Origin of the sequence: Paenibacillus cookii (genome assembly GCF_018333375.1) — a bacterium.
GTDB lineage: Bacteria > Bacillota > Bacilli > Paenibacillales > Paenibacillaceae > Paenibacillus_AQ > Paenibacillus_AQ cookii.
In genome coordinates, this window is sequence record NZ_BORW01000037.1 from 24840 (window position 1) to 48628 (window position 23789).

General features: G+C 56.0%; 21 protein-coding genes. 2 read left to right on the forward strand and 19 right to left on the reverse strand.

What is annotated here, in order from left to right:
- Positions 1-24: 24 nt before the first annotated feature.
- The 8 genes from KI367_RS22960 to KI367_RS22995 all read right to left on the reverse strand — a co-directional run bounded on the left by KI367_RS22960 (position 25) and on the right by KI367_RS22995 (position 10451).
- Positions 25-960 carry a DUF58 domain-containing protein gene (locus KI367_RS22960; protein WP_212952297.1) on the reverse strand — a complete coding sequence of 312 codons (936 nt, stop codon included), beginning with the start codon at positions 958-960 and terminating at the stop codon, positions 25-27.
- On the reverse strand, positions 957-1946 hold the full coding sequence (locus tag KI367_RS22965) for an AAA family ATPase (protein WP_212952298.1): 990 nt from the start codon (positions 1944-1946) through the stop codon (positions 957-959). Before KI367_RS22965 ends, KI367_RS22960 begins: the two co-directional genes overlap by 4 nt.
- 58 nt (positions 1947-2004) lie before the next feature.
- The gene (locus tag KI367_RS22970; protein WP_212952299.1) at positions 2005-3666 is read right to left on the reverse strand and encodes a DUF8809 domain-containing protein; all 1662 of its coding nucleotides are present in this window, start codon (positions 3664-3666) and stop codon (positions 2005-2007) included.
- An 89-nt stretch (positions 3667-3755) separates the two neighbouring features.
- Positions 3756-4700 (reverse strand): ABC transporter permease, encoded by a 945-nt coding sequence (locus KI367_RS22975; RefSeq protein ID WP_212952300.1) that lies wholly within the window; start codon positions 4698-4700, stop codon positions 3756-3758.
- The gene (locus KI367_RS22980; RefSeq protein ID WP_212952301.1) at positions 4697-5626 is read right to left on the reverse strand and encodes an ABC transporter ATP-binding protein; all 930 of its coding nucleotides are present in this window, start codon (positions 5624-5626) and stop codon (positions 4697-4699) included. Before KI367_RS22980 ends, KI367_RS22975 begins: the two co-directional genes overlap by 4 nt.
- Positions 5623-8031 (reverse strand): DUF8725 domain-containing protein, encoded by a 2409-nt coding sequence (locus KI367_RS22985; RefSeq protein WP_212952302.1) that lies wholly within the window; start codon positions 8029-8031, stop codon positions 5623-5625. The genes KI367_RS22980 and KI367_RS22985 overlap by 4 nt, the downstream gene beginning before the upstream one ends.
- Positions 8032-8359: 328 nt before the next feature.
- Positions 8360-9262 (reverse strand): formyltetrahydrofolate deformylase, encoded by a 903-nt coding sequence (gene purU / locus KI367_RS22990; RefSeq protein ID WP_036714779.1) that lies wholly within the window; start codon positions 9260-9262, stop codon positions 8360-8362.
- Positions 9263-9329: 67 nt separating this feature from the next.
- Entirely contained in the window at positions 9330-10451 is a 1122-nt protein-coding gene (locus KI367_RS22995; RefSeq protein WP_212952303.1) for a deoxyribonuclease IV, read from the reverse strand.
- 121 nt (positions 10452-10572) lie between these two features.
- Here KI367_RS22995 and KI367_RS23000 point away from each other — a divergent pair, with 121 nt between their 5' ends.
- Both KI367_RS23000 and KI367_RS23005 read left to right on the forward strand, forming a co-directional pair.
- Positions 10573-11043, forward strand: coding sequence for a DUF2621 family protein (locus KI367_RS23000; RefSeq protein ID WP_036714776.1), 471 nt, complete (start codon positions 10573-10575; stop codon positions 11041-11043).
- Positions 11044-11172: 129 nt separating this feature from the next.
- Positions 11173-12090, forward strand: a complete 918-nt coding sequence (locus KI367_RS23005) for a TIGR01777 family oxidoreductase (protein ID WP_246537216.1) — start codon at positions 11173-11175, stop codon at positions 12088-12090.
- On the opposite strand, the gene KI367_RS23010 is transcribed toward KI367_RS23005, so the two are convergent.
- From KI367_RS23010 to KI367_RS23060, 11 genes are all read right to left on the reverse strand, one after another.
- Positions 12069-14045 (reverse strand): DUF6382 domain-containing protein, encoded by a 1977-nt coding sequence (locus tag KI367_RS23010; RefSeq protein ID WP_212952305.1) that lies wholly within the window; start codon positions 14043-14045, stop codon positions 12069-12071. The two genes, KI367_RS23005 and KI367_RS23010, sit on opposite strands and share 22 nt — an antisense overlap.
- A gap of 12 nt (positions 14046-14057) precedes the next feature.
- Entirely contained in the window at positions 14058-14570 is a 513-nt protein-coding gene (locus tag KI367_RS23015) for an A24 family peptidase (RefSeq protein WP_036714773.1), read from the reverse strand.
- Positions 14571-14642: 72 nt separating this feature from the next.
- A complete protein-coding gene (locus tag KI367_RS23020) occupies positions 14643-15644 on the reverse strand; it encodes a TadE/TadG family type IV pilus assembly protein (RefSeq protein WP_212952306.1) in 1002 nt (333 codons plus the stop codon).
- Positions 15613-17847 (reverse strand): TadE/TadG family type IV pilus assembly protein, encoded by a 2235-nt coding sequence (locus KI367_RS23025; protein ID WP_212952307.1) that lies wholly within the window; start codon positions 17845-17847, stop codon positions 15613-15615. Before KI367_RS23025 ends, KI367_RS23020 begins: the two co-directional genes overlap by 32 nt.
- 19 nt (positions 17848-17866) lie before the next feature.
- Positions 17867-18556: a TadE/TadG family type IV pilus assembly protein gene (locus tag KI367_RS23030; RefSeq protein WP_212952308.1), complete on the reverse strand. Its 690-nt coding sequence runs from the start codon at positions 18554-18556 to the stop codon at positions 17867-17869.
- Positions 18534-18728 (reverse strand): Flp1 family type IVb pilin, encoded by a 195-nt coding sequence (locus KI367_RS23035; protein WP_036714770.1) that lies wholly within the window; start codon positions 18726-18728, stop codon positions 18534-18536. Before KI367_RS23035 ends, KI367_RS23030 begins: the two co-directional genes overlap by 23 nt.
- Positions 18729-18741: 13 nt before the next feature.
- Positions 18742-19593, reverse strand: a complete 852-nt coding sequence (locus tag KI367_RS23040) for a type II secretion system F family protein (protein ID WP_212952312.1) — start codon at positions 19591-19593, stop codon at positions 18742-18744.
- A gap of 34 nt (positions 19594-19627) precedes the next feature.
- On the reverse strand, positions 19628-20422 hold the full coding sequence (locus tag KI367_RS23045) for a type II secretion system F family protein (protein WP_212952313.1): 795 nt from the start codon (positions 20420-20422) through the stop codon (positions 19628-19630).
- A gap of 56 nt (positions 20423-20478) precedes the next feature.
- Positions 20479-21723, reverse strand: coding sequence for a TadA family conjugal transfer-associated ATPase (locus KI367_RS23050; protein ID WP_212952309.1), 1245 nt, complete (start codon positions 21721-21723; stop codon positions 20479-20481).
- Positions 21716-22861: a P-loop NTPase family protein gene (locus KI367_RS23055; RefSeq protein WP_212952310.1), complete on the reverse strand. Its 1146-nt coding sequence runs from the start codon at positions 22859-22861 to the stop codon at positions 21716-21718. Before KI367_RS23055 ends, KI367_RS23050 begins: the two co-directional genes overlap by 8 nt.
- Before the next feature lie 217 nt (positions 22862-23078).
- Complete coding sequence (locus KI367_RS23060; RefSeq protein ID WP_212952311.1) at positions 23079-23504, reverse strand: thiol-disulfide oxidoreductase DCC family protein; 426 nt, start codon at positions 23502-23504, stop codon at positions 23079-23081.
- Between the last annotated feature and the right edge of the window lie 285 nt (positions 23505-23789).

A 23789-nucleotide genomic window follows, 5' to 3' on the forward strand; every position in this document is an offset into this window, starting at 1 on the left:
CCCCCATTAGGATTCAAGTCCGGCTTACGCCCGGATTAGCCCCGAGCCGGCCAATGCGCCGAACACCGCTTCTTGAAGCGTCATGCCGCTGGACAACGCGACAAAGGAAATGCCGCGCTCCGATGCGATTTTTCGCAGCTCGTTTTGGTAACGGTGCAACTCCTCCCGATAACGTTCGAGCACCCGTCCGGTAATGGCCACTTCTTTCCCGGTGTTCAGTTCGCTGTCGACAAGACGCAAATCGCCGCTAAGCTCCGGACGGATTTCCTCCGGCGACAGCACCTGCACCAGCACGACCTCCTGACCGGCGCCCGCCAAGCGGGAAAGCGCGTTTCCCACGTCGGCTTCGCCTTCGGCAAGCCAAAAATCGGAAAAGATCCAGGTCATGCCTTTCAACCGCGGGATTGCGCCGGGTTGTCCCAGCGCCGCCGATAAGCTTCCTTCCCTGCCGGGGGGCATGTCCTGCAAAAACCGAAACAGCCGCACCGCCGAGCCTTTCCCCCGCAGAACGGGCAAACGGGCGTCGATCCCGTCGCTGTAGCAGCAGACGCCGACCCGCTCGTAGGAGCAAAGGGCGATGTACCCGATGCTGGCGGCAAGCCTTTTGGCAAAAAGCAGCTTGTTTTCTCCGGACTTGCGGCCCCCTTTTTCATCCGGCGACGGCGCGCCGCCAAAATCCATCGAAGCCGAACAGTCCACATAGAGGCTCAGCATCAGCTCCTGCTCGTCCATGAACTGGCGCAAAAACGGTTTTCCCGTGCGGGAATACACGCCCCAGTCAAAGCGGCGGATGTCGTCTCCGGGCGCATAGGAGCGGTAATCGGCAAATTCCAAGGATGAACCGAGCCTGCTCGAACGGCGTTTGCCCTGAAGCGTGCCCGCCACCCTTCTGCCGGAAGCGAGCGTGAGCCTTTCCAGGCGCGCCATCCAGTCCGAAGGCAGCAGATGCGCGCTGGTCATGGCCGCCCTCCGAGGGCTTGCAGCATTTCGCCTATGATCTGGTCGGTCGTGATGCCGAGGGCCTGTCCCTCGAAATTCAAAAAGATCCGGTGCCGCAGCGCGGGCACGGCCACCGCGTGAATGTCGCTTTGCGCCAAATGCATTCTTCCCTGGCAAACCGCCCGCACCTTGCCGGTCGATATAATGGATTGAATTCCGCGCGGTCCGGAGCCGAAACGCACGTATTTTTTGACGCCTTCGGGGGCCGAGGCTTCCTCCGGATGGGACATCATCAGCAGCCTGGCGGCATAATCGAGCACATCGTCAGCGACCAGGACCTCCCTTGCCCCATGCTGGATTTCCAAAAGCTCCTCCGGTCCCGCCTGCTTCACGATGGACGGGGCAAGATTTGCGGTCGTTCTTCTGACGATTTCCTTGAGTTCGTCGGCGCTTGGATACGGCACGAGGATTTTGAGGAGAAAACGGTCGAGCTGCGCCTCCGGCAGCGGATAGGTGCCTTCGTTTTCGAGCGGGTTTTGCGTCGCCAACACGAAAAACGGGCTTGGCAAACGATGCGTTTCGTTCCCGACCGTCACCGTTTTTTCCTGCATCGCTTCCAGCAGCGCGCTTTGCGTTTTGGGCGTGGCGCGGTTGATTTCGTCCGCCAGCACGATGCTGCTGAACAGCGGTCCGCGCTGGAACGTCATGCCCGTCTCGCCCTGCTTGCCGAAGGACAGGATTTGGGTTCCCGTAATGTCGCTTGGCATCAGGTCGGGCGTAAACTGGATGCGGGAGAAGGAAAGGTCCAGCGTATCGGCAATGGTGCGGACAAGCATCGTTTTCCCGAGTCCCGGAATCCCTTCCAGCAGCGCATGCCCGCCCGCGAAAATGCACCAGAGCATCTGCTCGACGACCTCCTGCTGGCCGACGATGATTTCGCCGATTTGGCCGCGCACCCGCGCAATCGTTTCTCTCCAGGCTTCAGGCTGGATGATAGTTTCCTGCATCTTCGTGCTCCTTCCCGTTCCCTTAAATGTGTTAGACCCGGTTACATCCTAGATATCGTTACGGATTCGGATTAATCCCGGTAAAATAGCTTTCGACGAGGTTCTGCATCTGCTGCGGCAGCTCCTGCCGCCCCAGCGATTTTTTCGCTTCGGCTTCGTATTCCTTGTAGACTTCTTCGTACGGGCGGCTCGCTCCATCTACGGCAGGGGCCGGGCCGCCTTTTTGGATCGTTCCGCCTTGGCCTTGCAGCGGGCCTTTGTCGTTTTGCTTATTCCCGCTGCCCGCAAATTTGCGCGGCGTTTTGACGAAGTTTTGTTCCCCGGCGCCAAGCCCCGCTCCGGGTCCTTGACCCGTGCCCTTGCCGGCGCTTCTTCCCGGCCCGGAACCGCTCCCGGAACCGCTGCCGCTGCCGGAGCCGTTCCCCTGCCCCGACCCTTGCATCCCGCTGCTTCCCCGCGAAGCCGAACCGCCGTTTTCCGCATCGTTGATGTCGTATTCCTCGGCCAGGGCCAGCTCTTCGGCACTTCCTCCGCTGCTCCAGGCGTCCGAGACCTCCATGCCGGAGGCGGTCATTTGCGACGCCAGGCCCAGCCCTTGCGAAGCCAGCTTCGAGCTGAGGCTGGCGGCTGCCGCCGATTGGCTCGCGGCTTGGGCTTGGGCGGCAAGCGCTTTGGCAAGCGCGGCCTCCAGTTCGTCCAGCGCCTCTTCCGTCTCTTTGTCTTTAGCCCCTTCGGCAAGGGCCTTTTCCGCCTTTTTCAAGGCTTCCTTCAACGCCTTCGTTTCGGGATTTTTATCGGCTTCGGCAGCCAGCTTGTTCAATGCTTCCCGGAGCTGCTCTTTTTGCTCCTTCGAAAGCCGCTTCACTTCCTGCTTGAATCGTTCCATCGATTTTTCCAGGTTCTCCGCTTGCCCATCCGCCAGGCTTTTCCCTAAAGAGGACATGTTCGGAGCGTTTTGCATCTTTTTCCCGAGTTCCTTGACGTTCCGCACGGCCGCTTCCTGTTTGGCCGCCGTTTTTTCCATTTCCTTCATCGTTTTTTCGAGCTCGGCCAACGCTTTTTCCGGATCCTTTTGTCCATCCAGCTTTTGTTGCAGCGATTGGAGCCGATCTGCCAGCGGTTTTTTCACGGAAGGATCGAGTTTTTGCGTCTGAAGCTGCTGCACCAGCTCCTCGGTTTTCTTTTTCTGATCCTGAACCCATTCCTTGCGGCGGTCCGCTTCGGCAAGTTTGGCGTCCATCGGGCTTGGCAGCAGCGAAAGCGCGATCGTCCCGATGAACAGCAGGCTGGCCGCGATCGCGATTTTTTTATGGCTTGGAAACGGCAGCCTGCGGCTCAGCTGGGAAACGAAACGGTTCCCGTAAGCTTCCGCTTGCTTTCGCTGCCAAACGGCCGCCGGAGCGTCGGAACCGGCAAAAGAAAGCGCCGTGACCATCATGTCGGTCCGCTCGGCTCCGCCGGTCGCCGCATCCATGGCCTCCGCGGCCTCGCGGTCCTTCACGCGGTGCGCAAGCCCCCATGCCATCCCGGCTGCCAGGCCGAGGATCGCAGCGGCCAGCGCCAGAATGCGATAAGACGGAACCGGCCACAGCCGGGCCACGAGCAGAATCAGCAAGGCGCCCGACAGTCCTGCGGCGATCCCGTATAAAGAACAGCGCAAAAAACGGAACTGCTGCAGCCGAAATTTTGTTTTGCCGATGGATTTGCGAATGGCGTCCACCCGTGTACCTCCTTTAACGTCGCGCGTTGTCGCCACGAACGTTCGATGCTTCTAAAGCAGGTCTGCCCTTCCCTTAAAACGTCCAGGTCTCAAGAGGGATCGCTTGCACCCGTTTCGACGGAAGGCGCGTCGTACGTCCCCTTTCTAAGCTTGCGTTTCGCCACCGGTCGGATTTTGCGGATGCTGATCCACAACGATCCGATGATGACCACGCTGTACACCAACAAAAATTCCTGCCACAGCTGGATCGGGGCGTCGGAATTGAGATTGCCGTTCCGGACGAGAAACGCCCCCTTCGAAAAGCCGGGCTCAAACAAGCTGATCAGCGCCCCTGCCGGGTTCAGCCCAAGAATGTAACCGACAAAAGAGTACGTCGGCCCCGTTGCCGTCGTCGGCATCGAAAAATAATTGCGCTGCACGATGCTCATCACGAACAAATAAAGCAGTCCCGTCATCAGAAATATGCACAAACCGACGCCGTACGTGACAATGACGGAAATCATCGTTCGCTTGAACAAGGTCGAAAACATCACCCCGAGCGAACCCAGCAGCAGCATGACAAACAGGTAGAACAAGAAAATATAGATCATTTGTTTCAGCGAAATGCCTCCGTACAGAAACACGATGCTGTAAATGGGCATGGTCGCCACGACAATCAGCGTCATAAAGCTCAAGGAAGAAAACAGCTTGCTCAGGATGATCGTGGACGAGCTTTGCTGCGTCGTCAGCAGCATGCTCAGCGTCTGCTTTTCCCGCTCGCCGCTGATGACGCCGGCCGTCAGCGCCGGGGCCATAAACGCGATCAGGACGAGCTGGGCAAAACTCAGCACGTAAAACATCATGCGGCCGGCGCCCGAATTAAAGGCATGGTTCCCCTGCCGGCCAAGATAAAGCGAAACATAAATGTAGCCAAGCGCGATCATCCCAAGCACCAAAACGTATGCCAGCAGGGAAATCGCCGACCGCGGGGTCCGCATGCGCAAGCGGAATTCCTTGTCGAGCACCGGGTTGATCCATTTGCGGCTCCAGTTCATTCGGCAGGCCCTCCTTTGGTGATTTCGAGGAATACGTCCTCCAGGTTGGTTTGCGCTTCATGGAAGGATATGACGGCAAATCCCCAGGAGATGATCTTTTGCAGCAGTTGTACCTGCTCCAGGTCTCCGCCGCCGAAATGGACGTGGACGCCCGTATTGTCGGACAGCACCGCCGAGACCATGGCTTCGTCCTGCAAACGCGCGGCCAGTTCTTCCTGGCGTTCCATGACGCGGACGTGGAGCACTTTTTTGACGCGGAGGCGTGCCTGGATGTCGGCCACCCTGCCCTGCGCCACCATTTCCCCGTGCTCGATGACGCCGATCTCGTCCACCATCTCCGCCAGCTCCGGCAAAATATGCGAGGAAATGATGATCGTTTTGCCCATCTGCTTCAGTTCCTTCAGAATTTCGCGCATCTCGATTCTGGCCCGGGGGTCGAGCCCGGAAGCCGGCTCGTCCAAAATAAGCACCTTGGGATCATGGATCAGGCAGCGCGCGAGGCATAAACGCTGTTTCATCCCCCGCGACAGGCCATCGACGTAGACGTCGCGTTTGTCGCTCAAGTTGACGAGCTCCAGCAGCTGCGGAATGAGCTTTTCGCGTTCGGTGCGCGGAATGTTGTAGCTCGCCCCGTAGAAATGCAAATATTCCGTCGTTTTAAGCTGGTCGTATACGCCGAAGAAATCCGGCATATACCCGATCCGTTTGCGGACCTCTTTCGGATGCCGGGTGACGTCGAAGCCGTCCACTCGGGCCACGCCCGAAGTCGGCAGCATCAACGTCGCCAAAATCGCCATGGTCGTCGATTTTCCGGCCCCGTTGGGACCGACGAAACCGAACACCGTCCCTTCGGGAATATGCAGATTGATATCTTTTAAGGCGGCAAAGTTGCCGTACCTTTTGCTTAAATGTTGAATGTCGATCATGGTTTGACCGCCCCCTCTACCGCAAGCTCGGGCAGAATCAGCTCCGTTGCCGCTTTGGCCGTCACCTTCATGCGGATCCGTCCTTGCGAAGCATACTGGCCGTTCGGATTCGCTGCGCTCCACTGCTTGGAGGTATCCCATTGGATGAGTTCCCAATCCTGCTTTTTGTAATTGAAGATATGATATTCCGTTTGCTTGCCCGCATTTTTGCTCCGCAGCTTGAGGACGCCGCCCGCCATCTTTTTCAAATCCGGAACGTCGTAATCGAACGTAACGTTTCCTTGCTCGATATGGCTGATTCCGTTTGGTTCTTCGTACCACCCCGGCGCCGAGATCTGATTGACGACAGGCGCAATGAAGCCGAACGGAAGGTTTAATTTGCCGTTTTGGATCCAGTGGACGTTGACCGGCTGCAGCCACAGGTTCAGCTGTTCGCTTTCGATTTCGCGGTTGTCGCTGCGGTAATTGAATAGTTTATCGTTGCTGAACGCCAGCACATAGGCATCCTGGGATGTCCAGGCCGAACCTTGAAGGTAATTATCCACCAGCCCTCTCTCCCGGACGTAAGGGTCGTTGCCGTTCGGATATCCCTGGAACAGCGCCACGCTGAGCATGCCGTTCCGGGCCGTTTGCACGTTTTGGACCGATGCCAGGGAGACGGTTTTGCCTTGCTCCAAATCCCCCAGCGTATAAAGTTTCCCTCCGACGACGAGAGCGGCGTTCTTCAAGTTCGTGTTGGTCGTGTTTGCGACGTTTCCGTCGATATTGCCCTTATCGTTGATGAACAGGTTCACTTTCAGCTGCCCTAAACCTTCGTTTTGGCGGCGTTGTTCCACCCAAAGCTTGGCGAGGGACCACTGCGGCATATCGAGCAGCTGGACTTCCGTGCTTTTCGGTCCGACCTCGACCAGATTGCGGCTGCTGTCCGCCCCGGAAAATGCCCCTCCGTCCCGTTGGATTTTTACGTACGTGTTAGCGGGAAGCTCCAGTCGGTAATCGCCGCTGCCCGGGGAGAAAAACGCGGTTGCGCTTTTGACCTTCCCCAGCCCGCTGCCGTCCAGCTCGACGACGTTGAACGTGTGCGCAAGCTCCTTTGTTTTGTCCGAAGCGCCGATCATGTACACCGTACCGCTGGCAACCACCGCAATGAGCGGGATGATCCACCATGCCCATTCCCGCTTGTCCGCCTTTTTCAGCAGCCAATAAAGCAAAGGGGCAACCACAATGGCGTAAACCGCGATCAGCCAGGCGAGAACGTTGAACGACGGCATTTTAAGGGTAGGGAAAAAGTTCAAAATATAGCTCAGGTTCATCAGCGGACTGTAATTTCCGGTCATCGCTTTCATGTTGTTTTTTTGCAGCTCATTGCCAAGCAGGGCGGACCATGCAAACGGATGGCCGGGCCAAGAAGCGACCGGCTCCTGGGCTAAATCGTAAGCGGCATACAGCACCCGACCGTTTTCGATCTGCCTGCTGGCAAACAGCGGTTTCCCCGCGGTCGAATACAGCACCGTCGCTCCTTTCGCCAGCTGGACGTCAGCCAATGTCAGCTCCCCGTCCAAAATCAGTTTGCCGGGACTGCCTTTGCCGTTTCCTTGCTTGTACGCCCCGAGCTTTTCCAGTTCGGGCAATGCTGCAACGCTGAAGGTGCCTTTATATTCGACGGGCGAAATCGCGGCAAAAGGGGCAGCCGTTTTCGGATAAGCCGCGCCGCCTCCAAGCACCAGCTTGCCTCCCGTTCTGACCCACTGCTCGATCGCCCCCACCTGGGCAGGAGTCAGGGAGTCGGATGCGAAGCGGTTCAATACGATCACGTCCAAGCCGTCCATCAGCATTGGATCGCCAGGCACGTCCTGCTGCTTCATGTGAAGCACGCTCACTTTGGAATTGCCGCTCGGCAGGAGGGTCAGAAAATTCATCGCATCCGGATCTTCCGACAGGACGGCGACGTTCGTCGGATTCATGCCGGCTCCGGAAACATAACTTTTCCCGGACGAAAAACCGACAAGATTTCCTTTGTTTACGGATCCTTCATAAAAACGGATTTCGTTATTGTTTTTGTCGTATTGCTGCCCCGGAATCGCCAAAACGACCTCTTTCGCCGTATCCTTCGGCAGTTCGACATGCTGAATATAGGACGCCGGGCTGTTCCCGTAACGGTCCTGCGTCACTTGGAACACGATATCCCCGGAAAGGTCCCGGTTGCTCGTCAGAGTCAGTTTGAGCGGATTCCATGTCCCCTCTTTGATCGTTCCTCCGTAACCTGCTTCGCTTTTCAGGGCGATGGACGGCTTGTCATCGGCGTGTACCGCACCTCCGCCAGATACCAGCGGAAGCAGCAGCAAAAGCGCGATCGCCCATAAAGGAAACCTTGTCCGCTTTTTATCACGTGTCGTGAAAAACAATATTTCCGCTCCTCTCTTCTCATGGGTTGAAATGGTTTTTATCTGCACTGGCAAAATTGCCCTCATAATAAAGACGCATTTTTTTGCCGTTTCACTTCAATATTTTTAAAATTTTCTAAGAAATTTCCTGCCCGATCGTCAAAATTCGAGAGAAAAAGGCCGGCTGGAATCCTCCGAATCCCGTTGGGATGCGCCATACATGGGGTTCGGAAGGCAACTCCCCCGCAGCAAAGGCCCTTCGGATTCGGGATGTATAAAAAAAGCCTGCTTCCATGCGAAGCAGACTTTTTTGTAGGTGAATATGGTTTTGACGATATAAGACGAAGGTTTAGCCGTTAAATACGACCGTTTTGTTTTCATGCACCAAAATCCGGTCTTCGATATGCCATTTGACGGCTCTCGCCAGAACGACTCGTTCGATGGTCCGGCCGATCCGCTTCAATTCGCCGACATTGTCGCGGTGGCTGACGCGCTGCACGTCCTGCTCGATGATCGGGCCGCCGTCCAGCACTTCCGTGACGTAATGGGCGGTTGCCCCGATGATTTTGACGCCGCGCTCATAAGCTTGGGCGTAAGGCTTGCCTCCGACAAACGCCGGGAGGAAGGAATGGTGGATATTAATGATCCGGTTCCGGTAATGTTCGATGAAGGACGGCGAAATGATCTGCATGTACCGCGCCAAAATGATGACGTCGATATCGCTGCCGACCACTTCAAGCTGCCGTTGCTCGGCTTCTTTTTTCGTATCGGGCGTCACCGGAATGTGATGGTACGGGATGCCGAACGACTCCACGTATTCCTTCATGTCCGGATGGTTGCTCACCACCATCGCGATGTCGGCGTCCAAATCGCCGGCCTGCCACTGCCACAGCAGCTCGACCAGGCAATGGTCCTCTTTGGAAACGAAAATGGCGAGTTTTTTCTTGCGGTTAACGTCGTATATCTTCCATTGCATGCTGAACTTCGCCGCTACGGCCGCAAACTCTTTTTCAAGCTCGGGCAGCCGCTGCTGCAAATCCGGCAGGTCGAATTCGACCCGCATAAAAAACATGCCGCCTTCCGGGTCCATCGAATATTGGTCGGACTGAACGATATTCGCCCCGTGTTGATGCAGGAAATGCGATACGGCCGCGACGATTCCCGGTCCGTCCGGACAGGAGATCAGCATCCGCGCGCGGTTGGCATGTGCTTGGGATGTACTGGATGCATTTTTCTTGACGTGTAGTTCCATGAAGCTTCTGCTCCTCCTCGTTCTCTCTATAATCTTCTTTTGGTTCCAACGTTTCTTGGCCCGCCGGTTACTTCAACGCTTCTTTGCCGGCGAGGCAGGCGATAAGCCGTTGGTTGATTTGCTCCTCGCTGAGATCCGGGAACAGGTTCGCTTCGGCGATCATGTCGTATAAGCGTTCCAAAGGCTCCCGGGAATCGGCTTTTTTCGCTTTGGCATCGTTTTTGAGCAGCGTCCATACGTCCAGGACGTATTGGCTTGGCTGGATGTCCTGCTTCGCGAAAAACGAGTGCAGATCCTCCACCTGATTCATAAAATCGCCGCCGAAACGCTCGGATACGCTGCCGCGCAAAAGCGCGATTTCGATTTCGTACATCGGACGCTGCGTTTTGGCGTCTTTGCCGATCCAAGGCGTTTCCAGGATAAACGGTCTGCCGGCCAGCTTCTCATGATGCACGACGGAATGAATCGTATCGAAACCGATCCATCCGGAACCGATCGGGGCATGACGGTCCTTCCCGGCTCCGCGCGGGTTTTTGCTGTCATTGATATGCACGACCCCGATGCGGTCCAGTCCGACGATGCGGTCAAACTCTTCAAGGACGCCGTCCAGGTCGTTGACGATATCGTAACCGGCGTCGTGGATATGGCATGTATCCATGCAGATCGTGAGGCGGTCGTTTTTTTCCACCTTCTCGATCATGCGGGCGATTTCCTCGAAGGTCCGTCCCATTTCCGTCCCTTTGCCGGCCATCGTTTCGAGGGCGATGTGGACTTCCGTCTCATCGGTTCCGTTCAGCACCTCGTTCAGGCCGTCGGCGATCCGCTGAATGCCGTATTCCGGGTCTTTGTCGGTATACGCTCCCGGATGGAGGACGATATTCTTCACGCCGATGGCGTGCGTGCGGCGGATTTCCTCCTGCAGGAAGCTGACCGCAAGCTCGAACGTATTCGGCTTGTAAGATCCAAGGTTGATAATGTAAGGCGCGTGAACGACGATTTCCTCAAAGCCGCTCTCCTTCATTAATTGCTTGCCTTCTTCGAGATACATCGATTCGATCGGTTTGCGGCGCGTATTTTGCGGTGCGCCTGTATATATCATAAACGAGCTCGATCCATAGCTGTTGGCTTCGTTGGTTGCGCTTAACAGGCCCTTGTCCGAAAAGGACACATGAGAACCGATTTTTAGCATAATCCATCCCCCTCATTCGAATTAAACCTTATTTTATCGTGAATGCTGAAATAAATCTAGGAATGGGTTATAATTCTAAGAAGGTAAAATGAAATCGAAGATTAGTGTAGAGGTGAACCGCATGCACAGTACATGGGGCGTGAGGCTGCTGTCCTCGTCCATGCCTTCCGATATGTTCATGGATTCCATCATGTTATGGGCCGTCATCCTGCTCGTTTTGATGATGATCGGCGGATATTTCATGATCCGGAAATTTTTGAAGGTCCTGCCGAAAAACGACGGCAAGTCCAAGCTCGATTGGCAGAACCATTGGGTCGAATCCAGCCGCCATCTTTGGACGGACGAATCCAAGGCATTTTTGGAAAAACTGGTCAAGCCCGTTCCCGGACCGTTCCGGGACATCGCCAAACATTCCATCGCCGCCGAAATCGGCAGAATCGCTTTGGAAGAGGGAGCCGCGGAAGTGACCCGCGACCATTGCATTAAAGGGTACATCTCCGCGACGCCAAAAAGGGACAACAAGTTCCTCGTCGCTTTTCTGAACAAAAACCAGATCGACTACAAGCCGTACGAGCATTTGATGCAAAAGTAGGTTACGAGATACTAGCGAAACAAGCCCCCGGGCAGGAGCATCACTCTTGAAGAAATGAATCATTTCGTCAATTGGATCCCATGCCCGGGGGCTTTTGCATTCCGAGAACCAGATAAGAAGGTGATCAAATTGAGGAACATAGCCATTGGCGGCGGAACGGGGTTCATCGGGAAAGCGCTGACGGCGCATCTGGTGGGACAAGGATGCGAAGTCACCCTCATTTCCCGAAAAAAGCCGGCTGATGCCCAAGCTGGCGTGCGATACCTGACCTGGGATCAGCTCAAAACCGCCCCGGATCTTCTCGAAGGCACCGAAGCGATCATAAATTTGGCCGGGGCTTCGCTAAATCAGCGCTGGACGCCAAAAGCCAAGCAAAACATTATCGAGTCGCGCCTGGCCACCGTCCATGCCGTCGCCAAACTCGTTCAAGCGTTGCGCGAGAAGCCGGCGGTCGTCGTCCTAGGTTCAGCGGTCGCCATCTATGGCACATCGCTTACCGAAACTTTCCGTGAGGACAGCGAACGCCGCGTCGTCGATTTTCCTTCCTCCGTCGTCCAGGAATGGGAAGATGCCGCCGACGAAATTCAGGGCGTTCGTTTGGTCAAACTCCGGACGGGAGTGGTGCTAGGGAATGACGGCGGAGCGTTTCCGCTCATGAAGCTGCCGTATATGCTCGGTTTCGGCGGCCGGATCGGCAGCGGCAAACAATGGGTCCCATGGATCCATGTGCAGGATATGGTTCGCCTGATCGAGTACTGCGTCCTCCATCCGGAATTGCGGGGGCCGGTAAACGCAACGGCTCCGGAGCCCGTCACCAACAACCGGTTCGGGCAAACGGTCGGCCGGATCTACCGACGCCCGCATTGGTTTCCGGTGCCGCCGTTTATGATACGGGCCGTTCTGGGCGAACTCTCCCTCATGCTGCTGGAAGGTCAGCGGGTGATCCCGGAAAAGCTGCTCTCGCAAGGTTTCCGCTTCGAATATCCGACCTTGGAACAGGCTCTGCGTCAATTAATGGAGGAGCATCAAGCGGATCGGAACGTATAACGTCCTTTGACGATCACGAACGTATCCCCGTCCTGCAGCGGATATTCCTTATAAGGCACCATCTCTTCCCCTTTGAGCCTCGTTCCGTTTTTCGAGCCGAGATCCTTGATCAAAAACCTTCCGTCTTCGCTCCGGCTTAATTCCACATGCGCACGCGATGTTCCTACGGAGCGCTCGACATACTGCGATACCTCTTCGGACCTGCCGATAACAAAATGCTGCTGCCTTAGCTCGATCCTTTCGGCTGCCCCTCCTCCATCGCTTTCCCGAAGCAGATAGCCCAAAGGAGGGGAGGACACGGGGGTATGGCTTTCCCGACCCGACGAGGGGAGTGGACTTAAGAGCACGGTAGCGCCGGCTCCTTTTCCAGGCTGCAGAGTTTCCGTTTTTAGGCCAATGCCGCCGTCCCCCTCCCCCTCGTCTGTATCCGGAAAACGCAGCGGCACATGATCTTCGGCCCGGTTCCATCCTTCCCGGCGATGCGGGAGCCCCGTAATGCCCACGGCTCCAGCGCCGCTCTCTCTTGTCCTCATTTCACGGTTGCCGTCGCGGTCTTGCACGGCATCCTGCGGAGGGAATTTCCACTTCCACGCCGGCTCCGGATCCTTGTCCGCTTGGACGAAAGCCTCTTCTTTGTTTTTTCTCCCGCCTCTCAAAAATCCCGTAAACCGTTCAATTTCAAAACGGGAACGGCCCTGACGAAGGTTCGGTTCGGCGGAAAGCTCGGCGGAGCCGAAATCGGGCAGCGCTTCGAACGAAGCGGAATCCGCCGCGGCATATGTGGGCGCGAAGAGTTTGCCCATCCAGCTCAGAGTAGCGACGCCTCCCAAAATCACGGTCAATATGGCGCATAGGATCATCGTCCCGTTGCCCGGATCCGGCATATAAATCATCCTCCAAACAACCGCCGCGGCCAGCAGGCAGCCAAGCGCGATGTAGGTTTTGCGCGCGGAGGCGGATTTCTGCGCCGCCTCATCAACGTTTTCAGCCGCTTCCGGTTCCGTTTCCAGGTCACCACCGTTCCAGCTTTTCAAGAAATCGGGCAGCGCATCAACGTTCCGGCCGGCCGGATGAAGCTTCGAGCTCAAGAGATCCTCGCCAGGCATGGCAGCTTCGGCCTGCAACCCGCTTCGCGCCGCCGAAAGGCTCGCCGAGTCCCTGCGTAACCCCCGCTCTCTCACGGGGCTCACCGGTTTTTCCTGCATCTGGGAAACGGCTCCGGGACGTTGCCAAGGAAAGGTCCCCCCATTTATCGCCGCGGGTTCATCTGCTTCCCAACGGCCCGCATCCTCAATGCGGGGAGCTTCCTGCATCCGGTCCCGTTTCCTGGCGGCAGGAGGAGCATGATTGTTCGCGCCTGCTTGAATCCGGACATCGCCTTCCTTAGAGAGAAGACCCAGGAGCAGCTTTTTAAATCCTCCCGGGGAAAAATCCTCGGATGCCGTATACTGCAGCAGCTGCTGCACTCCGCTGCCGCTCAGTTCGGTTACAGATGCCATGAACCGGGTGACCAGCTCCTTCAAGGCGTCTTGGACCGGCTTCAAGCCTTCCGTCCGGTCAAGCGGAACGTAGGTCAGGTAAAGCGTCCCTTCCTGCAGCGACCCGTGCACGAAAATATAGTCTTCGTCCAACACGTATTTGAGCGGCTGCAGCATGTAAAGCGCGCTGTCTTCCAACGCCTCGGCCACCTGCAGCAGCAAAGCGTAATATTCGGTCATGTTGATTTTTTCGCTTTTCAGCATATGGGACAACATCTTTTTTTCCGTGATGTCGTACCAAAGCGTAACCCGAAGATCGACTTCTTTGACATGGAGGGGCAATAAGCGCGGGATCCGCGAAGCCCCGATCATCGCCACCTCTACCTTGCTCAGTTCGTCCGAAGCGATGCCGGATGAGTCCGACAATACCATATAGGTTCCGCCCTGCTGCATAAAATCGCGCGACAAACCCATCATTCCTGTTCACCTCTAACCGAGTGTATAGACGCTGGCCGCAACATAACCGGGAAGCACCGCAAGCATAAACGGAAAACGCAGCTGCTTCTCCTTGCCTGCCGTCAGGGACCGGAAATTCCTCAATATAAAAAACCCGGCCAAATTGCGTGCCACATTCCGCATTCTTTGCATGGTCTCGCGTCTCCACAATAAAATCAGAATACCGATGAATCCGGCGCATAGCACCGAATAAACGATGCACTGGATGGTTAACAGCGTCCCCAGCCATGCGCCGATCCCTCCAAACAGCTTGACGTCTCCGGCGCCGACCGCCCCCATCATATGCATCAGCAGAAGCAGCACGAACCCCGTTCCAAGTCCTTTGACCGAAAACAACAGTCCCTGGAAACCATCCGCTGCGAAGTGGATCAGAATCCCGCTAAGCATCGCCGACAGCGTTAACCAATTCGGAATTTTCATCGTGCGAATATCCGTGACGAATGCCGAGATGATGATCAGCGCGCACCCCCAAATCCAAAAAGCCATGTCCGAACCTCCTTTTCTTTCACGACGCGCCCGGCGCTCTGAGACTTCAAGCAGACATCTTTGCGCCCGGGCTCATCCTTTAACAACCGTAAACATCACCTCGGTCCTTTTCCCGTCCGAGGTCGTAATGACAAACGGCCACGTGCCCGGCGTGGTATTGGTTCCGACGAACCACTCCCATTCGACATACCCTTCCGCATCCGCTTGTTGATCCCCGAGGTATTTGGCCGTGCTTTGTCCGCTTTTATAAAAAACGGAAAGGTTGGCCGACGCCCCGGGTTGGATTTTGACGCGCACTTTTGCTTTTTTGCCGACGTAGGCAGGGTCCGGTTTTTCAATAATTTGTACCGCCGATCCTTCGGATCCGGACTCGTCCCCTTTGCCCGCGTTCTCTTCCGTTTCCCCAATCCACAACCGTTCCTGGGCTTTCGCCTGGATTATGATTTTTTTATTCAGAAGCGGCACCTTCATCGGCAACTCATAGCTGACTTCGATCCCGAAATAAGGATCCGTGCGGGTCCGCAAATTCGGAATTTGAATGTTCGATACATGGATGCGCTCATAGTCAAGCAGCCGGCTTTCCATGTACGGCTTAAGAATCGGCTTTATGACCGGGTCAAGGACGGCCTCCGCCGCCTGGTTTTTCAAATCCTGAAGCGGTTCGTCCGCCCTGGCGGCCGCGTCCGCCATCCATTCGTTCAAGGGAGCCGGCAGCGTATCCGTGTATTGGGCGGCCCAATCGCTTAAAGAAAGCTTCGGGATGCTCCAGCTGCCGGCAGGTTTCTTGCCGTCTTCGTTATCCCCGGGCTTTTTGGGCTCAATGGCCAACGCAACCGGGTACATATGGGTGGATACCATTTTGACGGTATCGCTAACCGTGCTTTGCAGCGCCGTAGAAACCAGCGTCATCTGCACGATATAAATCAGGAAAAGGACAAAGAAGATAAACATCGGCATCACCAGGGATGCCTCGACGACCATGCTTCCCTGCTCGGTGCCGCCGGGTCGGGGGCATCCTTCCCCGAAATTCGCCCGCATTCGGTTAATAAGAATAATCCGCTTGTTTGACCGCATAATATCGGTTTCCTTCCACCTTATCCGGACTGCCGCCGGCATATCCGACCCATTTCATCACGCCGGGGAGAAACCACAGTCTCATGCCCATCTTCACCTCTCCCGAAGCGTAAGTGGCTCTTTCCGCGGGGTTGATTCCCGTATTGAAACGGATCAGCGCTAACATGCGCGACATTTTTTTCTGATTGTTGCTGTGCAGGAGTAAAAAAAGACGCAAATGGTCGCGGTACGTCAATTTCGCTTTGATGTAGCTGGACAGTTCTACGGATCCCGTCGTACACAGCGTGATCATGTCAGCCATCGCCATTTCGATGCCGTAGAGCAGAGCAGCGGCGAGCACAAGCAGCGGATGGCCGAGGCCGCTGTTTTTGACCAGCCCTTCCATCGTACGGATCGCCAGCCTGGACGCGAAGATTTCGGCATAGGCCGCCGAAACGTTGCCTACGGGGTTATGAAACCCGTATACGATGTACTCCAATTCTTGGTTTTTGACGCTTAGCTGGTCCGCGACCGCGTCTCCCAAACCCGCCTTCGGATCGGACGCCGCCTCCTTCAGACGGCTGATATCAAAATGATTAAAGTACATGGCCGCATATTCGTTTTGCAGCAATTCGTCCTTGACCCCGGACATCATGCCCCCCAGCGCTCCGTACAACCCGTCCATTCCGTTCATCGCCGACTTCCCTGCATCGTAAGGATCGTCGTCAAGGTCGGCTCCCTTGGTTTCCCCCTCGGCAGCTTGCTTGTTAAATTCGATGCTTTCGCCGTAATAGGTTTGCAGCGTGTCGTATTCTTTCCTATAAGACTTTGCCTTTTGATCCAGCTCGTTGATCCGTTCCAAAATATTCGCTGCCTCTTTCAATTTGGCCTTGCCCTGTTTTTCCTTTTCCTTCCGCTCTTTATCCGAACCGCGGTGCTGCTCGATCACCGCCGCTTCCTGGTCCAGCCTGTTCGCGGAACCCGACTCGGCGTAGGCCCGCAAATAGCCGTCGATCACCCCTCGGGCCGCAATGACCGCGCTTTTCATGCTGCTTGAGCTGCCGTAAAGCCCGGATGCCCCGGCCAGCTCGGACCGTGCCGACGAAAGGCTTTGGTCCGCCTGCCGGAACTCGTCCCGCTGGCGGCTGATCTCTTGCTTCAAATCCCCCAGCAGGCTTTCGCTCAGCAAAAGCTGGTCGGTTTGTCCGCGCAAGCCGCGGATCGTCGCCGCGTCATCCCCGTTGATTCCGGCCGTATGCCCCGGAATGACGCTTCGCGAAACCGCGTCGTAACCTGCGCTTTCGGAGCGGTTTTCGGAAGCCGCGATGACTTCTTTCATCTTTTCGTTCAGTTCGGATGCCTCCTGCCATGCCAGATCGGCCTCCTGCAAAAGCTTGCCGTGGCTGTTCGCCGCCGAACGATGCTTGCTGCCAAGCCGGGACGTCACGTCCGACGAATCCGTCAAATAATCCCGGATCTCGTCGCTGTACTGCGGCTCCTCATCCTCGCCGCGGTTCGCGTCTTCATTCGCCTTGGCGACGTAATCATCGTATTGGGCAGCAATCCCTGCTGCAGCGCTCACCCGCGAGGATCCGAGAGACTCATTGGAAATGGAGGAGGAATACACGCCCATGAGCATGCCCGGTATGCCGTTTGCGCTTTGCGCCGCCTGTCTTTGCTTGTCCAGCATCCGGTCCAGCGCGGCCTCACGTTTGTCGTACAGCTTTTGCAGCTTGCGCAGCACGTCGACCGTGTCGGAAGCCTCTTTCATCGAAGAAGACAACGGCTTCATTTTCCCGGCAATCTCAAGCGTAAAATCGATTGGCGCCTTATACTTCATTTCCTCCCCGATTTGGCGGTTGAAAATGTCGTATTCGCCGAGCATCCTTTCCATCTGCAGGCCGGAACTGTCCAGCTCCATCGGCAGCAAATCGAACCGGTCGCTCCTTTTCCCCTTTTCCAAACTGCTGCTCAACACGCCGGCCATAATCTGGTCCCCGCTCTGTTCCCCGTAGGCAAATAAACCGTACCGTTCCTGCAGCTCCACGTCATAGGAAGACATGACGGAACGAACCGCCGCATGCGCCAACCGTTCGGTTTGAACCTTCATCGCCGCGATGCGCGCATAATCGATAAAAAGAGCGACGAACGCAAATATAAAAGCAAGAATCATGATTAAAAATACGGAAACCGAACCGTTTTCCGTCCGCCTTCCAGCAAACACACCTTATCCCCTCTTTCCGCTACCTGCCCGAAGACCTGAATTGATTCAGCACCTCCGCGGCGCTGCCCGGATCGGTTTTGGCGTCTTCCCTTGTACCTTTGAATTTCGAAGCATAATATCTCATTAAATCAACCGTACGAATGAATTCGACGGGTTCGACGACAGCGGAATTGCCAAAGCTGCTCGCATCCGAACCGTCTTTCAGCAGGGTATCCAGCGGCGGGAGGGACAGCATGCGAGTCAGGTCTACCCTCACCGTCCGCTGCACGATCGTGTTTTTGTAGCTGATCTCGCCTTTCATTTCAGGCGGGACCATGCTTCCGGAATGGTTCATTTTGATGACAGGAAGGCTGCCTCCCGCCCCATTTCCCCCCGGCATGGGAACGGTTTCCGTATTCTCCGTTATCCCGGTCCAGCCAAACAACGCCCCAAGCATCCCGTCTTCGCTCAGCCTCCAATACAAGGAATCGTATTGTCCTTTCCCGACCTGGCCGGTGGCTGCTTGCTTGTGGCTGTTGTCCCAGCTGTAAGCCGCCCGCTCCGCGACGGCGGACGCGGTCTGGTGCAAAAAGCTCTGCTGATACACGTACAGGCAAAAAAATACGAGCGTCATCGTGACAAACAGGACGATCGGAAGCACGAGGGAAGCTTCGACGGTGAAACTCCCCTCGCTGCCTTTGAGAGGTTTAGCTATCCGAAAAAACTTCATCGCTTTTTTTGTCCACTTTCGTTAACAGCCGTTGCACGATCCGAAGCAGCTCTTTTCGGAACAACAAGGCGATGATGATAATCACCGCAATGATCAAGATCATTTCGAGCATTCCGAGTCCGTCTTCCTGTTTCCAAAAATGTTTGGCTTTGCTCCAAGCAAGCATCCACATACCTTCATTCCTCCTACAAATTCATCATCATAAAAGCAGGCGTTCCGACAAGCACAATCACAATCATAAAAATGACGACCATCGGAAAGATCAGCTTGGAAGACGCCTGTTCTCCCCGGGTCCGCGTAATGGCCTTCCGTTTCTCCCACAGAACCCGGGACAAATCGGTCAATGCCAGCACGAAGTCGCTCCCGCCCCGCCTGAAATTGAGCAGGACGGTCGTCGTAAAAATCGAAACCTCCTGAACGGCGCAGCGTTTGCTGAAGTTTTCGAAGGACTGCTGAAAGGAGTATCCCCCTTCGAGGTCATCCTTCATCTTGATCAGCTCGCGGTAGAGCGGATGATGAACCTGCTGCTTTTTCTGCTCCACGCAGTGGCTGATCGCCTTTTGGACCGTTTCGCCGGCTCCGACCAGCAGCACGATTTTGTTCAGCAGTTCCGGAAGCTCCGTCAAAATGTCCTGGTCGCGCTTGACGACCTTGCCGTGCATGTCCTTGATCATGGCCGCCGGCACCAGCACGCCCATCGCCCCGCCGATCGCCAGCCCCGCGGCGTCTTTCATGGCGAGCGTCAGCAAGCAGCCCAGCATAAGCAGCAGCCAGCCGTAAGCCATCATTTCCCCGGCGTATAACAGCGTCAATTCGGCGCTGTAGCGCTGGCCGTTCAGCTTTTGGATCGAGCGCTGAATTTTGAAGAAAAACAGCGGGAAACGGGACATCAGCTTCAATCGCTCCACAACATACAGCATCGGGGGAGCCAACCTCTTAAGCCGCAGCCCCTCCATATGCAGCTTCATCACGCTCCGGTATTTCGCGCCGCCGATCCGGTTCAGCACCACCCAACCACCCGCCAGCAGAACCAGCATCACGACCGCAATCAGCTCCACATCCTCACCCCGCTCAAATTTTGATGTTCATAATTTTGATAATCCATAATAAACAGCCCGCAAGCCCAAGCAGCGCAAACGTCGATATGACCATCCCCATGCCCCCGAACATCGGCTTCATGTAATCGCCCGAGGTCAGGTTCATGAACACCAGCATGAGGATGGGCGCGGCGAGGAGCGCCTTCGACTCGAATTTTTTCTGGGCCACGAGAACGGCGATTTCCTGCTGAATGTCCAGCTTTTCGCCGATGATGGAGGAGGTTCTCCGGATGACTTCCACCAGGTCTCCCCCCGTCCGTTTGCAAGTGATGAATACATCCGCGAAATTCGTGATGTCCTCCATGGAGGCCCTGCGGCTGAAATCCCTAAGCGCGTCTTCGATCGGCTCCCCATATTCCAAGCGGGCGCAAATGATGGACAGCTCCGTAATCAAATCGTTTTCGGCGTCCGGATCGAGCATCCGCAAGTCGGAAATCGCCTCCCGAAAGCCGTTCTCCACGGATCGTCCGGCTGACAGCGAGGAGGAAAGCGAATAAAGGGCCTGCTTAAAATGCAGGTTTAATGCCGCGCGCCTCCGCTGCAGCATATGTTTCCTCCAGAATCGGGGAACAAGCAGGCCGCCCGTCGAAAGCACAAGCGCCATCAGCCACTGATGATAAAACAGGTATCCGATGCCAAAAAACAAGACGGCTCCGGAGATGACGCACATTATCCGCTCTAACGGGCTTAAAACATAGACGCTGTAGTCAGGCAGCTGCTTATGCCCTTCAGGCTTTGCTTTGGGGGGACGGCGGCTCCGGCGCAGCATGCTCCCGCTCCCGGCGTGTCCCTGGCGGCCGCGCCCTTTGAACGCATGTCCGGTTTTCATACGACAGCCTCCTTCGACGCCGGCGGGTCATAACGGATGCCGGCCATTTTCAGCTTGTCCTGGTTCAGCAGCGGTCCCTGGGGCTCCAGCTCCCCAATGATCCTTCCGTCCTTTTCTCCGGTTTCCCTGAACTTGTACAGCGTATGAAGGACAACCTCGCCATTTTCCAGGCCGGCCACCTCGCTGATTTCCATGACCCGCCGCGACCGGTCGCGCAGCCTGCTTAGATGGACGAAAACATCGATTGCCGAGGCGATCTGCTGCCGAACGACGGCGATGGGCAGCTCCGCTCCGCTCAACACCATCGTCTCCAGCCGGCTGATCATGTCGCGCGTGCTGTTCGCGTGCCCGGTGGATAAAGACCCGTCATGGCCGGTGTTCATGGCCTGCAGCATGTCCAGGGCTTCGCCGCCGCGCACCTCCCCGACGACGATCCGGTTCGGCCGCATCCGCAGCGAAGACCGGATCAGGTCCCGGATCGATATTTCTCCCCGTCCCTCCGTGTTGGCGTTGCGGGTCTCCAGCGATACGAGGTTCGGCACGGTCACGATCTGCAGCTCGGCCGAATCCTCGATCGTGATCACGCGCTCGTCCCCAGGGATAAACTGGGACAAAGCGTTCAAGAAGGTCGTTTTCCCCGAACCCGTGCCGCCGCTGATAAAAATGTTGTACTTGCCGGCAACCAGCTTTTGCAGAAACAACGAAGCTTCCTCGCCGAGCGCCCCCCGCCTCGTCAAATCGTCCATCGTCATCGGTTTTTCCGGAAACTTCCGGATCGTCATGGTCGGACCTTTGAGCGCGATCGGGGGCAGGACGATATTGACGCGGGAGCCGTCCTTCAGCCTGGCATCCACGATCGGCGACGATTCATTGACGACCCGGTTCACGCCGGACACGATCGTCTGAATGATGTCCTCCAGCCTCGTCCGGGACTCGAATTCCAGCGGCAGCTTCGAAACCTCGCCGTTTTGCTCGATAAAAATGTCCCGGTGGCTGTTCACCATGATTTCCGTGATCGCCGGATCATCGACGAGCGGCTGCAAAATGTCGAGCCCGCGGAACGAATCGAATATGCGCCGGACCAGCTTTCTTTTTTCCGTCGCGGTCAGATCCTGCAGCTCCCTGCGGCTGAACACCGTCCGCTCGATGAACTTCATCAGCTCGTCGTTGTCCAAAGCCGACGTGACGTCCAGGCCGGAGCGGACCTCCGCCCGCAGCTGCCTGAAAAGCTCTTCATCCATATCCCTTCACCCCGGTTCCGCTGACCAGCTCTTCCCCGAGCAAATCCCGGCAGAGCTTCAACATGTCGCGTTGAAAAATCGGCGAGCTCAGCAGCAGCTCTTCGTTATGGTTTTGTTTCCAGGACGGTATATAAGGAAGGACTCCGTCAATCTCCCGAATGATCTCCGGGGGCGTATTGGCCAAGCTGCCGGCGAAACGGTTGACGATAAACCGGCTTTTCCCCGCCACAAGCCCGAATGCCTCGGGATGGCTGCGTTCCATGTAAGCAAGCTGCTGGCCGCTTTTATACATATGGATAAGGTCGTCCAGCAAAATCCAGACCAAATGCTCGCACCCCTCCAGGACGGCGGACGTCCGGTCATTCATTCCGGAATCGGTATCGGCGATGACGACGTCGTAACTCCCGCAGGCCGCGATTCGTTCGATCAGGTTCAGTACGTCGGCTTTACTCAGTTGAAGAATTTCGTTGCGGTTCGATACCGGCTCGAACCAATCGCACTTCATCGCCGGATGTTTTACCGAAAACGGTTCGATCGGAATCGGCGCCGGGTTTTTGCTTTCTTGCGCCGCCTTCATCTCGTACAGCAGGCGCGGCAGGCCTTGGGCGTCCTCCGCTTTGCGGTTGGGCCTGGGAAAAACGGCGCTGCTGTTCATCGCCTCCAGATTCAGGTAAAACACGGAACATCCCAATCCGCCAAGCTGTTTCGCCATATTGACCGCTGCCGTCGTTTTCCCGCTGCCTCCGACCGCGGACACAAAGCCGATCGTAACAGCCCCGTCCCCTTTCCGAGCCGCCTTTCCCGCCGGCATTCCTTCCTTGGAACAGGCCTGAAGCAATGCTTCGCATAATTCGGGAAGCGCCTGAAATTTCGCTATCTCATGAGGCGGGCCGCCGCCCGTTCCGAGAACCTTCCAGGAGCAGGTTTTGCCCCCTTCCATCCAAGTCTCAAGCATATCCCGGTCCCCGACGACCAAATCGGGACGCTCTTCTCCGTTCATGAACTCCAAAAAAGCCTCCTGTTTCGTAAAACCGATCATCCGCAATTTGCTTCCGTATTCGCTCGCATGCACGTAATGGAGCAGCGGCTCCAAGTACTGCGGCTCTTTGACGGCAACGACCACCGTATACGGCACCATAAACCTTCGCATCCCCCATTCCAAGACATAAAAAAGCACCGTTGAACAACCGCAAAGGCGGCTGTCAAACGGTGCTTCCGTTATCGGCTTCATATTAAGCTCGTCTATCCTAAATTGATCATGACTTAATTAGGAATTTACCATATCCTGAATTGAATTACAATACAAAATGTGTAAATTATCGACATATCTTGGATAAAGAGTACTCGCGCTTTCCCTATAAAAACCGTTTTTTCAACTCGGGCGTCGGGAGCAAACACTGCTCCTCCTTGCCGAACCAGCGGTAGCGGTTCCGGGCGACATAACGGTACAGGCGATCCCGGATGGGCTTTGGTACGGCCACAAATATATACAGCAGCGGCCAAGGCATTTTCAATTGCCGGGCGATTCGCAGCACCGCCTCCGAACGGACATAATAGCGCCCCTTTTCGATCAGAACCACGGTATCCACCTCGCCTGCGGGCAAACCGCCTTTGACCAGCAGCTCGGCCCCGATCCCGGATTGCAAGGATGCGAAGCGGAACTTTGCCTTCGGGTCGCGCTCAATGATAAAACGGGTTAATCCCTGGCACAAATGACAGACTCCATCGACAAGCACGATGCCTTCATAGCCGCCGCTTTCAGGCGTGCGTCCTTTTTCCATTTTCGGCACCTCCTGAAGTTAGTATCCGCCGTATTTGCCCTGAAATCAAGCATGGCAGAAAAAAGGGGCGGGGAAAACGTGCCGCATTTTTATCGATCAAGCAGGTATGGATACTTTTAACCTTAGGGTGACGTATCATTAGGCTTACATAATCCAAAAAAAATCATAACCACCCGTCCAACGGGTGGTTTGCACTTGGGGTATAACCCCCTGTTGCCAAACTGCGCCTAAAGACGCTAGCCTGACAATAAATTGTTCAGGCTCAGTGTAATTTGCCTCTTTCAC